A 13,005-nucleotide genomic window follows, 5' to 3' on the forward strand; every position below is an offset into this window, starting at 1 on the left:
AATATGTTCGCCCGATAATATAGGCGTCCTGAATATTTGAGGCGAACATGATCAAGCGACAACGCAACGCTATCCTGCTTGTAGCCCTGGCCTGCCTGGTGGTGCTGATATGCACCGCCCAGCGGATGGCCGGGATGCACGCGCTTGTCATGAACGTCACCGCCACGAGCCAGTCTGTCCAGCAGGGGCAGGAGAGTACCGACGCACCGGTAACCCCGTGTGAGCTTAGCGCCAAGTCGCTGATGTCGGTCCCGCCTGTTTTGTTTGAAGGCGCCCTGATTGCCGTCACCCTGCTGCTGGCGTTGCTGGCAGCCAGTCCACCGCGCCGCGAACGGCAGTGGCCTCCCCGCGTTATCTCCCCGCCCCGGTTAAGGGTGCATCTGCGATTATGCGTCTTCCGTGAATGAGCCTTCGCCTGTTACTTCAGGTTAATTCATTATTTACGGAGAAAATTTATGTTTACTGTATTCAGGCGACTGCTGGTCTGCCTGCTTTGGCTATGGCTGCCCCTCAGCCAGGCTGCCGACAGCGGCTGGCTGCGCGCCGCCGATAATCAGCACGCCAGCGTCAGGCTGCGTGCGCAACCCGAAAGCACTGGCGAAACCCGCCTGCTGCTGGACGTCGCCCTGCAAAAAGGCTGGAAAACCTACTGGCGCTCGCCGGGCGAAGGCGGCGTCGCACCCGCGATTAAATGGCATCAGCCCGTCGAGGCGATCTGGCGCTGGCCTGTGCCGCAGCGTTTCGACGTCGCGGGCATCACCACGCAGGGCTACCACGGCGATGTCAGCTTTCCCATCACTCTGCGGGGCGACGTCCCGAAGATCCTGAGCGGCGTACTGACGCTCTCCACCTGTAGCAACGTCTGTATTCTTACCGACTACCCGTTTTCGCTGAACATGACCGCATCCGCAGGCGCCGGTTTTGATTACGATTTCAGTCGGGCCATGGGCACCCTTCCGCTCAGCGGCGGGTTGACCTCAACGCTTAACGCCACCTATGCCCCCGGCAAGCTGACCGTAACGGCGCAGCGTGACGCAGGCTGGCAGGCGCCGTCCCTGTTTATCGACGGTATGGATGATGTTGATTTCGGCAAACCGGCCCTCACCGTGCGCGGTGACTCGCTGGTCGCCACCGTGCCCGTGACGGACAGCTGGGGCGAGGCCGCGCCCAACCTCAGCGGCAAAACCCTGTCGCTGGTTCTGGCCGATAGCGGGCAGGCGCAGGAGTCCAGCCTGAGCATTCAGCCGGGGAACGCCGCGCCGACGCTCTCGTTAGGCTGGGTGCTGCTGATGGCGCTGGCGGGCGGTCTGATCCTTAACGTCATGCCCTGCGTACTGCCCGTGCTGGCCATGAAGCTGGGCACGCTGATGCAAACCGAACGGCAGGCGCGGAGTCAGGTACGCCGACAGTTTCTTGCGTCGGTAGCCGGGATCGTGATCTCGTTCCTCGCGCTGGCGCTGATGATGACGGTTTTACGCTTAGGCAATCAGGCGCTCGGCTGGGGGATCCAGTTCCAGAATCCGTGGTTTATTGGCGCGATGGCGCTGGTGATGGTGCTTTTCAGCGCCAGCCTGCTGGGGTTGTTTGAAATCCGTCTCCCTTCCGGCGCCAGCACCTTCCTCGCCACGCGCGGCGGCAACGGGCTTGCGGGTCATTTCTGGCAAGGCGCGTTTGCCACGCTGCTGGCGACACCCTGCACCGCGCCGTTCCTGGGTACGGCGGTCTCGGTCGCGCTGGCGGCACCGCTTCCCCTGCTGTGGGGGATCTTCCTGGCGATGGGTATCGGCATGAGCCTGCCGTGGCTGCTGGTGGCGGCCTGGCCGGGGCTGGCCCAGCGGTTGCCGCGTCCGGGACGCTGGATGAACGTCGTACGCGTAGTGCTGGGAATGATGATGCTCGGCTCATCGCTGTGGCTGCTGAGCCTGTTGACGGTGCACATTGGCAGCCTGCCCGTCATCACGCTGGGCGTGTTCCTGATCCTTACGCTGCTGCTGGTCACCGCCTGGCGCTACCGCTGGCAAACGGCACTGCGCGCCGGGGTATTAGCTGTAGTGGTGGCCGGGGCGGTCGCGTTTGTATCCGGTTCCGGCGGCGAGGGTTCCCGCCGCGATCGTATTCACTGGCAGCCGCTCAGCGAGCAGGCCATTGCCCGCGCGCTGGCGGAGAACAAACGGGTGTTCGTCGACGTGACCGCCGACTGGTGCGTGACCTGTAAAGCCAATAAATACAACGTGCTGCTACGCGACGACGTGCAGGATGCGCTCTCCGCCCCGGACGTTGTCGCCCTGCGCGGCGACTGGAGCCGCCCCTCAGATACCATCAGCCAGTTCTTAACCACGCGCGGCAGCGCCGCCGTGCCGTTTAACCAGATCTACGGACCGGGATTACCGCAGGGCCACGTGCTGCCTGCGTTGTTAAGCCGCGAAGCGGTGCTGAGCACCCTGTCCGATGCAAAAGGAAAATAACATGAGAGCCTTCGTTGCCTTACTTCTGCTGTCGTTATCAACGTTCGGTTTCGCCGCACCTTCTGATGACGCTTCCAGCGACCAGCTGGCAAAACTGCTGTTTAACGACCCCAACAGCCCGCGAACCGGCGCGACATCGCCGAAGCTGACCATCGTCTCCTTCACTGACTACAACTGCCCGTATTGCAAGCAGTTCGACCCAATGCTTGAGAAAATCGTGCAGGAAAATCCCGACGTGCAGCTCATCGTCAAACTGCTGCCGTTCAAGGGACAAAGCTCGGTAAATGCCGCGAAAGCGGCACTCTCAACGTGGCAGCAGGCGCCGGATAAATTCTGGGCGCTGCACCAGCGGCTGATGATGAAAAAGGGCTATCACGATGACGCCAGCATCGCCGCCGCGAAGGTAAAGACCGGAACGGACAGCATTAAAACGGATGATAAAACCATGGACAGCCTAAAGATGAACCTCATCCTGGCGCAGGTGCTGAATATTCAGGGTACCCCGGCGACCATTATCGGCGACCAGATGGTGGCGGGCGCAATTCCGTATGACGACCTGGAGGGGCTGGTCAAAGAACAGCTGGCAAACGCCCGTGGCAAGTAAGCTTCCGCGCCTGCTGCGCGAGCTGGGCGTGTGGCTGCTGATTGGCGTTGCCGTGAGCCTGGCGGTGGACTATTTCCGCCAGCCCGCGCTGCCGCAGAATTTCTCCGCGACGGCACTGCACACCCTCGACGGTCAGCCCGTCGATCTTATCGCCATGAGTAAGGAGCGACCGCTGCTGGTCTACGTCTGGGCGACATGGTGCGGCGTCTGCCGCTACACCACGCCGTCGGTGGCGGCGCTTGCCGCGGACGGGGGTAACGTGATATCGGTTGCGCTGCGCTCGGGCGATAACGCGACGCTCGAAACCTGGATGAGGAAGAAGAAGGCGACGATGCCCACGGTCAACGACGCCAGCGGAGAACTGGCGCGTGAGTGGGACGTTAAGGTTACGCCAACGCTGGTGGTGATCTCTCACGGTGAAGTGAAGTCGATCACCACCGGCTGGACCAGCGGCTGGGGAATGCGCCTGCGGCTGTGGCTGGCGTCGTAGCGTTACTTCCCGCCAGCCAGCTCCAGGAAGCTACCGGTGACATAGGAGGCTTTGTCGCTCAGCAGCCAGACAATGGCCTGGGCGACCTCCTCCGGCTGACCGCCACGCTGCATCGGTAACATCGACTTCACCCGATCCACACGCCCCGGCTCGCCGCCGGAGGCGTGAATATCGGTATAAATCAGGCCTGGCCGCACGCCGTTAACGCGAATGCCCTGCGCCGCCACCTCCAGCGCGAGGCCGGTAGTCAGGGAATCCACCGCCCCTTTTGAGGCGGCATAATCCACATATTCCCCCGGCGCGCCCAGCCGGGAGGCCGCCGAGGAGACATTGACAATCGCGCCGCCCTTGCCGCCGTGTTTATGCGACATGCGCTTAACCGCTTCACGGCAGCAGAGAAAATAGCCGGTGACGTTGGTAGCCAGCACGCGGTTAATACGTTCAGCGGAGAGGTTTTCGATGGTGGATTGTTCAAACAAAATTCCGGCGTTGTTCACCAGCGCGGCGAGCGGCTCACCTTCGCGATCGATGCTGTCGAACATCGCCATCACCTGCGCTTCATCGCTGATGTCCGCGCGTACGGCAAAGGCTTTACCGCCCGCGTCCACGATCTGATTAATGACGTCCGTCGCGGCTTTGATGTTGTGATGAAAATTCACCACAACGGTGTAGCCTTCGCTTGCCAGCTGTAGCGCGGTGGCTTTACCAATACCCCGGCTGGCGCCGGTGACCAGTGCAATTGCCATTCTTTTCTCCCAATAAAAAAGCCGGGTAGCGGCTTCGCCTTACCCGGCCTACGTTACTACAGGAACAACGTTACTGATATTCGCTCATCGGTACGCAGGAGCAGAACAGGTTACGGTCGCCGTAAACATCATCAAGACGTTTCACGGTTGGCCAGTATTTGTTTGCCACACCTGCCGGGAAGACAGCCAGCTCGCGGGTATAACCGTGGTTCCACTCTGCCACCAGTTCGTTCTGTGTATGCGGCGCGTTCACCAGCGGGTTATCTTCCAGCGTCCACTCCGCGCCTTTCACGCGGTCGATTTCGCTGCGGATCGCCAGCATGGCGTCGATAAAGCGATCCAGCTCCACCTTGCTTTCAGATTCGGTCGGCTCAACCATCAGCGTACCCGCTACCGGGAACGACATGGTTGGCGCGTGGAAGCCGTAGTCGATCAGACGCTTGGCGATATCCAGCTCGCTGATGCCCGTCTCTTCTTTCAGAGGACGAATATCGAGGATGCATTCGTGCGCCACGCGACCGTCGCGACCGGTATAGAGCACCGGATAGGCGTCCTTCAGACGCGTTGCGATGTAGTTGGCGTTGAGGATCGCCACCTGGCTGGCCTGCTTCAGCCCTTCCGCGCCCATCATGCGGATGTACATCCAGCTGATTGGCAGGATAGAGGCGCTGCCGAACGGTGCCGCGGAGACCGCGCCCTGACGGGTCAGCATGCCTTCGATCTGCACCACGCTGTGGCCTGGGACAAACGGCGCCAGGTGCGCCTTCACGCCGATAGGACCCATGCCCGGGCCGCCACCGCCGTGCGGAATGCAGAACGTTTTATGCAGGTTCAGGTGCGACACATCCGCGCCAATAAAGCCCGGAGAGGTGATGCCCACCTGGGCGTTCATGTTTGCGCCGTCGAGGTAAACCTGGCCACCGAACTGATGCACCACATCACACACTTCACGGATAGTTTCTTCGTACACGCCGTGGGTGGATGGGTAGGTCACCATGATGCAGGAGAGTTTGTCGCCCGCCTGCTCGGCTTTGGCACGCAGGTCGGCCAGATCGATGTTGCCGTTTTTGTCGCACGCCACAACCACCACTTCCATTCCTGCCATCTGGGCAGAAGCCGGGTTGGTACCGTGGGCAGAGCTTGGGATCAGGCAGATATCACGGTGGCCTTCATTGCGGCTTTCGTGATAGTGACGGATCGCCAGCAGACCAGCGTATTCACCCTGCGCACCGGAGTTCGGCTGCATGCAGAGCGCGTCGTACCCGGTCAGCTTCACCAGCCAGTCGGAGAGCTGGTTGATCATCATGTGATAACCTTCCGCCTGCTCAGCCGGGCAGAACGGGTGCAGCTCAGAGAATTCAGGCCAGGTAATTGGGATCATCTCAGCCGCGGCGTTCAGCTTCATGGTGCAGGAGCCCAGCGGGATCATCGCCTGGTTCAGCGCCAGATCTTTACGTTCCAGAGAGTGCATGTAACGCATCATCTCGGTTTCGCTGTGATAGCGGTTGAACACCGGGTGAGTCAGGATCGCGTCGTCGCGCAGCATGCTTTCCTGAATGGAGCGGCTGTCGAGCGCAACCTCTTTGTCGAGCGTATCAACGTCCAGACCGTGTGCTTCACCCAGCAATACGTTGAACAGGGTCAGGATATCGTCACGGGTGGTGCTTTCGTCCAGCGTAATGCCGACCGCATTGTGAATGTCGCTGCGCAGGTTGATTTGCGCTGCCTCGGCGCGCGCCAGCACGGCCGCTTTGTCTGCCACCTCGACGCACAGGGTATCGAAATAGTGTTCATGACGCAGTCTGAGACCTTTCTGTTGCAGACCGCAGGCCAGGATATCGGCCAGACGGTGGATGCGGCTGGCAATACGTTTCAGGCCAGCCGGACCGTGGAACACCGCGTACAGGCTGGCAATGTTAGCCAGCAGCACCTGCGAGGTACAGATGTTGGAGTTCGCTTTCTCGCGGCGGATATGCTGCTCGCGGGTCTGCATCGCCATGCGCAGCGCGGTGTTACCGGCGGCATCTTTCGATACGCCGATAATACGGCCTGGCATGGAACGTTTAAATTCATCTTTCGCGCCAAAGAACGCCGCGTGCGGGCCGCCGTAGCCCATCGGCACGCCGAAACGCTGGGCTGAGCCGAAGACAATATCCGCGCCCTGTTTGCCTGGCGCCGTCAGCAGCACCAGCGCCATAATATCAGCGGCGACGCTAACAATAACCTTACGGGATTTCAGCTCGGCGATCAGTGCGCCGTAGTCGTGCACTTCCCCGGTGGTGCCCACCTGCTGCAACAGCACGCCGAAGACGTCCTGGTGATCCAGCACTTTTTCAGCGTCGTCGACAATCACCTCAAAGCCGAAGGTTTCCGCACGGGTGCGCACCACGTCCAGCGTCTGGGGATGCACGTCCGCCGCCACGAAGAAGCGGTTGGCGTTTTTCAGCTTGCTCACGCGCTTCGCCATCGCCATCGCTTCGGCGGCGGCGGTCGCTTCATCCAGCAGCGAGGCAGAGGCGATATCCATACCGGTCAGATCCAGCGTCACCTGCTGGAAGTTCAGCAGCGCTTCCAGACGGCCCTGGGAGACTTCTGGCTGATACGGGGTATAAGCGGTATACCAGCCCGGGTTTTCCAGCATGTTACGCAGGATCACGGGCGGTAACTGCACGTTGGTGTAGCCCATGCCAATGTAAGACTTATAGCGCTTGTTAAGGCCGGCGATGGCCTTCAGCTCCGCCAGCGCGGCGAACTCCGTCGTGGACTCGCCTACCTGCGGCGGCGTGGCAAGCTGGATGTCTTTTGGCACGATCTGGCCGATCAGTGCGTTTAATGAATCCGCGCCAACTGTCTTCAGCATCTCCTGCTGTTGCTGAGCATCCGGCCCAATGTGACGTTCAATGAAGGCGCCACGGTTTTCAAGCTGGCTTAAAGTCTGTGTCATGAGCGATGGTTCCTGAAACGTGCAGTGAATCGTAGTTATCTGTAACGCTGTTGCCCGGTGGCGCTAACGCTTACCGGGCCTACGTTGACCTGTAGGCCGGATAAGCGCAGCGCCATCCGGCACAACGTTATTCGTCTTCCAGTAGTGCTTCGTACGCGGTCGCATCCAGCAGCGCGGCAACCTGCGCTTCGTCGCTGGCTTTGATCTTGAAGATCCAGCCGCCTTCATACGGTTCGCTGTTGACCAGCTCCGGGGAGTCGCTCAGCGCGTCGTTCACGGCAACAATTTCACCGCTCACCGGGGCGTAGATGTCAGAGGCCGCTTTAACGGATTCCGCCACCGCACAGTCGTCGCCTGCGCTCACGGTTGCGCCCACTTCCGGCAGGTCAACAAACACCATGTCGCCCAGCAGCTCCTGCGCGTGCTCGGTGATCCCAACGGTGTAAGTGCCGTCCGCCTCTTTGCGCAGCCACTCGTGTTCTTTGCTGTATTTCAGTTCTGCTGGCACATTGCTCATTGAAGTTCTCCTGATAAAAATAGTTAGGCGACCGGCTTACCGGCGCGAACAAAAATCGGTTTGGTCACGTTGACCGGCATTTCGCGGTTGCGGATCTGCACCACCGCCGTTTCGCCAATCCCCGCCGGCACGCGTGCCAGGGCAATACTGTAGCCGAGCGTCGGGGAGAACGTTCCGCTGGTGATCACGCCTTCGCGATGATTGCCATCGGCATCGGTGAAGCGCACCGGCAGCTCGCCGCGCAGCACGCCTTTTTCTTTCATCACCAGGCCAACCAGCTGTTCAGTGCCCTTCTCGCGCTGCATCTCCAGCGCTTCACGACCAATAAAATCACGGTCAGCCGGTTCCCACGCGATGGTCCAGCCCATGTTGGCCGCCAGCGGAGAGACGCCTTCGTCCATCTCCTGACCGTAGAGGTTCATCCCCGCTTCCAGACGCAGCGTATCGCGCGCGCCCAGGCCCGCAGGCTTCACGCCCGCCTCCACCAGCGCACGCCAGAAATCAGCGGCCTTATCGTTTGGCATGGCAATTTCGTAGCCCGCTTCACCGGTGTAGCCGGTGGTGGCGATAAACAGATCGCCCGCCTGCACGCCGAAGAACGGCTTCATGCCTTCGGTGGCTTTGCGCTGCTCGTCGCTGAACAGAGACGCGGCTTTCGCCTGCGCGTTCGGCCCCTGCACGGCGATCAGTGACAGATCGTCACGGACGGTGATGTCGATGGCATAAGGTTCGGCGTGTTGGGTGATCCAGGAGAGGTCTTTTTCGCGGGTGGCGGAGTTTACAACGAGGCGGAAGAAATCTTCAGTGAAGTAATAGACGATAAGGTCATCAATCACGCCGCCCGAGGCATTCAGCATGCCGGTATAGAGCGCTTTGCCCGGCGTCTTCAGTTTGGCGACGTCATTTGCCAGCAGATAACGCAAAAACTCCCGGGTGCGGCTACCGCGCAGGTCGACAATCGTCATATGAGACACGTCGAACATACCGGCATCGGTGCGCACCGCGTGGTGCTCATCAATCTGCGAGCCGTAGTGCAGCGGCATCATCCAGCCGTGGAAGTCCACCATGCGGGCGCCGCACAACACGTGCTGTTCGTACAAAGGAGTCTGTTGAGCCATCTTTTCCTCGTTGAAAAATTCACCGTGAAACCCGGTGTCGGCCTCGCGATCGGGGGCCGACGCAAACGTTCTCTTTTACCTGAACTTACCACCGAAACCGGCGGTTAACCATAAGGTAAAACGGGTCATCACATTAGCTTATGACCAAAAATCGCTGAAAAGCCTACAGAGTTATTCACTGGGAAAATGCGATTAAACCCGCATAAAATTAACAATGATCTAACAGAATTTAGCAGATGGTGATATTTCGTGCGGAAAAACGGGCCGAATTTCCGTAACATAAAAATAGTAAGATTAGATTTTCTAATGCGAAAAATGACGTGAAATTAGATTATTTCAAACGAGGAAATTTCCCCGGCGCGGAGGCCGGGAAAATAAAGTGTGACGGGGATCGAGATTAACGTAACCAGTCGGGAAGATCGTTGAGGCCCATTGCCTGACGAAGAAGCTGCGGTTTTACGCCGGGAAGGGTGTCGGCCAGCTTGAGGCCAATATCGCGCAGCAGTTTTTTCGCCGGATTCGCTCCGGCAAACAGCTCGCGGAAGCCCTGCATACCCGCCAGCATCATCGCCGCACTGTGTTTGCGGCTGCGCTCGTAGCGACGCAGATACAGATGCTGACCAATATCTTTGCCTTCCCGATGCAGGCGACGCAGCTCTTCAACCAGCTCAGCCGCGTCCATAAAGCCGAGGTTCACCCCCTGCCCGGCCAGCGGATGAATGGTATGCGCCGCATCCCCCACCAGCGCCAGACGGTGCGCGGCAAACTGACGCGCGTAGCGACCGGTTAACGGAAACGTCTGGCGTTCGCTTTCAAGCGTGCACAGACCCAGACGGTTATCAAACGCCACGCATAGCGCCTGGCTGAAGGCATCCGGCGTCGCCTCCTGCATCTGCTGCGCTTTCTCCGGCTCTAAGGACCAGACGATGGAGCAGAGATGCGGATCGGCAAGCGGCAGGAAGGCCAGAATGCCGTCATTATGGAAAATCTGGCGCGCCACGCCGCCGTGCGGCTCTTCGGTGCGGATTGTGGCCACTAACGCGTGATGGCGGTAATCCCAGAAGGTCAGCGGAATATCCGCTTTGTTACGCAGCCAGGAATTGGCGCCGTCGGCACCCACCACCAGACGCGCGGTCAGCATGTCGCCACTTTCAAGAGTGATAAACGCGTCGTTTTCGCCCCACGCCACCTGCTGGAGTTTCGCCGGTGCGATCAGCGTGACGTCGCTGCACTGCTGTGCTTTCTGCCACAGCGCGTGGTGGATCACCGCGTTTTCAACGATGTGTCCAAGGTGGCTGTAACCCATGCTTTCATCGTCAAACGCGATATGGCCGAAGCTGTCTTTATCCCACACTTCCATGCCATGGTAACAGCTGGCACGCAGCGCCACGATTTCAGACCAGACGCCAAGGTGCGTCAGTAGCTTTTCGCTGGCGGCATTGATCGCCGAGACGCGCAGCTCCGGCGGTGCATCCTGCGCCACAGGCTGCGGCGCTTTTTGCTCAAGCACGGCCACGCGCAGGCCGCTGCCCTGTAAACCACAGGCCAGCGCCAGTCCTACCATTCCGCCGCCCACAATGGCGACATCAACATTTTGCACGGTCAATACTCCTTAACGCGCGACCCAACCCAGGGTCCGCTGCGCCAGCACGTCACGTGCCGGAATGAACAGTTCCATCGCCATCAGCCCAAGGTTGCGACCCGCAACCAGCGGTGCCCAGCGATTGGCAAACAGGTGGACTAAACCGTCGGTGACGCCAATGGTCGCCGCTTTGTCCGCCTGGCGTCGTTTCTGGTAATGGCTCAGCACTGAGTATGCGCCACAATCCTGTTGTTCGCTCCACGTCCGGGCCAGGAGCTCTGCCAGACTCATTACGTCACGGAGGCCAAGGTTGAAGCCTTGCCCGGCGATGGGGTGCAGCGTCTGCGCGGCGTTGCCGACCAGGGCGACGCGATGGGAGACAGTCTGCGATGCGGTCGTCAGCGCGAGCGGATAGGCCACGCGTTTTCCGGCGTGGGTGATGCGCCCAAGCCGCCAGCCGAAGGCCTTTTGCAGCTCGGAACAAAAACGTTCGTCGGACCAGGAGAGAACCTCATCGGCCCGACCCTGCGCATGGCACCATACCAGCGAGCAGCGCCCGTTCGACATCGGCAGCATGGCCAGCGGGCCGTGCTCCGTGAAGCGCTCAAATGCCCTGCCGTTATGCGCGCCAGCCGTGGAGACGTTAGCGATGACCGCCGCCTGCCCATAGGGTTCAGAGCGCCATTCGACGCCGCACTGCGTGGCGATCGCGGAGCGTGAACCATCTGCCGCCACCAGCAGTTGCCCCTCCAGCGTGGTGCCGTTGTCCAGCGTCACGCTGACGGCCTCGTCACAGCGGCTGAAGCTGGCGACGCGCGCCGGACAGTGCAGCGTGACGCCAGGCGCGTCCTGTAACAGACGGAACAGCCGCAGCCCTACGTCATGTAGCTCGACAACCTGCCCCAGCGCCTCGATCCGGTAATCGTGGGCATCCAGCGTCACAAACCCGGCATGCCCGCGATCGCTGACGTGAACGGTGCCGATCGCCGTCGCGCAATCCGCTATCGCCTGCCAGATCCCAATACGCGCAAGCTGCTGACAGGTTCCCTGCGCCAGCGCGATAGCGCGGGCGTCGAAACCGGGATGATCGGCCGCCTGCGGCGCGACCGCCTCGACGAGATGCACCGGAAGCTGGCCCTGGGTTAACTGCGAAATAGCCAGCGCCAGAGTAGCGCCGGTCATGCCTCCGCCAACGATGATTACGCTCATCCGCGTGCCGCCGCCATCAGCGCCTCGATGTCGTCGGCTTTTTTAACCACGGTCGCGGTCAGGTTTTCGTTACCGGTTTCGGTGATGACGATATCATCTTCAATACGAATGCCGATCCCGCGGTACTGTTCCGGCACGTCGGCATCCGGCGCGATGTACAGCCCCGGCTCAACGGTCAGCACCATGCCAGGCTCCAGCACGCGCGAACGTTCCGGACCGTATGCCCCGACGTCATGCACATCCAGCCCCAGCCAGTGGCTCAGGCCGTGCATAAAGTACGGACGATGGGCGTTTTCGGTTATAAGGGTGTCCACATCGCCTTTCAGAATGCCGAGCTTCACCAGCCCGGTAATCATGATGCGTACCACCTCGCCCGTAACCTCCTGAATGGAGGTGCCAGGGCGGAACAGCGTCAGCGCGGTCTCCAGAGACTCAAGCACGATGTCATAGATTTCACGCTGCGCGGTGGTGAATTTACCGTTCACCGGGAAGGTACGGGTGATGTCGCCCGCGTAACCCTGATATTCACAGCCGGCGTCAATCAGCACCAGATCGCCGTCGCGCAGTTCACTTTCGTTTTCGGTGTAGTGCAGAATGCAGCCGTTTTCACCGCCGCCTACGATGGTGTTATAGGACGGGAAGCGCGCGCCGTGACGGTTAAATTCATGGTGAATTTCGCCTTCAAGCTGGTACTCGAACATACCGGGACGGCACTTTTCCATGGCGCGGGTATGCGCCAGGGCGCTGATTTCGCCCGCGCGGCGCATCACGTTCAGCTCTTCTTCAGACTTGAACAGGCGCATCTCATGCACCATCGGTCGCCAGTCCGTCAGGGTGGCGGGTGCAGACAAATTCTGACGTGAGCCTTTACGCAGCTTATCCAGCGCGGTGAAAACAATGTCATCCGCATACGCGTATTCGCCCTGCGCGTGATAGAGCACGTCCAGACCGTTCAGCAGTTGGTAGAGCTGCTGGTTGATTTCGCTGTAGGCCAGCGCGCGGTCCACACCCAGTTTTTCTGGCGCCGCCTCCTGCCCTAAGCGGCGACCAAACCAGATTTCCGCGGTCAGATCGCGCACGCGGTTAAAAATCACGCTGTGGTTGTGGGTGTCATTGCTTTTAATCAGCACCAGTACCGCTTCCGGCTCGTTAAACCCGGTGAAGTACCAGAAATCACTGCTCTGGCGATAGGGGTATTCGCTGTCGGCGCTGCGCGTCACTTCCGGCGCGGCGAAAATCAGGGCAGCGCTTCCCGGCTGCATTTTTGCCAGCAGCGCCTGACGACGGCGAGAATACTCTTGACTGGAGATAACCATGACACCCTCCTGTG

Annotated in this window: 11 protein-coding genes; 4 read left to right on the top strand and 7 right to left on the bottom strand. The window is 60.3% G+C overall.

Features of this window, described 5'->3' with window-relative positions; translation table 11 throughout:
- Window positions 1-47: 47 nt before the first annotated feature.
- Genes ACOTY5_RS11360 through ACOTY5_RS11375 form a run of 4 tightly spaced genes read left to right on the top strand, consistent with a single transcriptional unit; the run spans window position 48 to window position 3,559 of the window.
- The gene (locus ACOTY5_RS11360) at window positions 48-407 is read left to right on the top strand and encodes a hypothetical protein (RefSeq protein ID WP_003863427.1); all 360 of its coding nucleotides are present in this window, start codon (window positions 48-50) and stop codon (window positions 405-407) included.
- 48 nt (window positions 408-455) lie between these two features.
- Window positions 456-2,465: a protein-disulfide reductase DsbD family protein gene (locus ACOTY5_RS11365; protein WP_045141944.1), complete on the top strand. Its 2,010-nt coding sequence runs from the start codon at window positions 456-458 to the stop codon at window positions 2,463-2,465.
- 1 nt (window position 2,466) lies between these two features.
- Window positions 2,467-3,069, top strand: coding sequence for a DsbA family protein (locus ACOTY5_RS11370; protein WP_045141943.1), 603 nt, complete (start codon window positions 2,467-2,469; stop codon window positions 3,067-3,069).
- Window positions 3,059-3,559 (top strand): protein disulfide oxidoreductase, encoded by a 501-nt coding sequence (locus ACOTY5_RS11375; RefSeq protein WP_045141942.1) that lies wholly within the window; start codon window positions 3,059-3,061, stop codon window positions 3,557-3,559. The genes ACOTY5_RS11370 and ACOTY5_RS11375 overlap by 11 nt, the downstream gene beginning before the upstream one ends.
- 2 nt (window positions 3,560-3,561) lie before the next feature.
- Here the strand turns inward: ACOTY5_RS11375 and ACOTY5_RS11380 are convergent, their stop codons facing one another.
- The 7 genes from ACOTY5_RS11380 to pepP form a co-directional block, all read right to left on the bottom strand.
- Window positions 3,562-4,305 carry an SDR family oxidoreductase gene (locus ACOTY5_RS11380; protein WP_045141941.1) on the bottom strand — a complete coding sequence of 248 codons (744 nt, stop codon included), beginning with the start codon at window positions 4,303-4,305 and terminating at the stop codon, window positions 3,562-3,564.
- Between the two features lie 70 nt (window positions 4,306-4,375).
- Window positions 4,376-7,249: an aminomethyl-transferring glycine dehydrogenase gene (gcvP, locus tag ACOTY5_RS11385; RefSeq protein ID WP_045141940.1), complete on the bottom strand. Its 2,874-nt coding sequence runs from the start codon at window positions 7,247-7,249 to the stop codon at window positions 4,376-4,378.
- Between the two features lie 127 nt (window positions 7,250-7,376).
- Window positions 7,377-7,766, bottom strand: coding sequence for a glycine cleavage system protein GcvH (gene gcvH / locus ACOTY5_RS11390; RefSeq protein WP_006811885.1), 390 nt, complete (start codon window positions 7,764-7,766; stop codon window positions 7,377-7,379).
- A gap of 23 nt (window positions 7,767-7,789) precedes the next feature.
- Window positions 7,790-8,884 (bottom strand): glycine cleavage system aminomethyltransferase GcvT, encoded by a 1,095-nt coding sequence (gcvT, locus tag ACOTY5_RS11395; RefSeq protein ID WP_023304391.1) that lies wholly within the window; start codon window positions 8,882-8,884, stop codon window positions 7,790-7,792.
- Between the two features lie 397 nt (window positions 8,885-9,281).
- Window positions 9,282-10,484, bottom strand: coding sequence for an FAD-dependent 2-octaprenylphenol hydroxylase (gene ubiI, locus ACOTY5_RS11400; RefSeq protein WP_017382899.1), 1,203 nt, complete (start codon window positions 10,482-10,484; stop codon window positions 9,282-9,284).
- Window positions 10,485-10,496: 12 nt separating this feature from the next.
- On the bottom strand, window positions 10,497-11,675 hold the full coding sequence (gene ubiH, locus ACOTY5_RS11405; RefSeq protein WP_045141939.1) for a 2-octaprenyl-6-methoxyphenyl hydroxylase: 1,179 nt from the start codon (window positions 11,673-11,675) through the stop codon (window positions 10,497-10,499).
- Window positions 11,672-12,985 carry a Xaa-Pro aminopeptidase gene (pepP, locus tag ACOTY5_RS11410; protein ID WP_086626100.1) on the bottom strand — a complete coding sequence of 438 codons (1,314 nt, stop codon included), beginning with the start codon at window positions 12,983-12,985 and terminating at the stop codon, window positions 11,672-11,674. Before pepP ends, ubiH begins: the two co-directional genes overlap by 4 nt.
- Window positions 12,986-13,005 lie beyond the last annotated feature (20 nt).

The sequence above is a fragment of the Enterobacter cloacae complex sp. SHL018 genome, assembly GCF_049237905.1.
Taxonomy (GTDB): Bacteria; Pseudomonadota; Gammaproteobacteria; order Enterobacterales; family Enterobacteriaceae; genus Enterobacter; species Enterobacter hormaechei_C.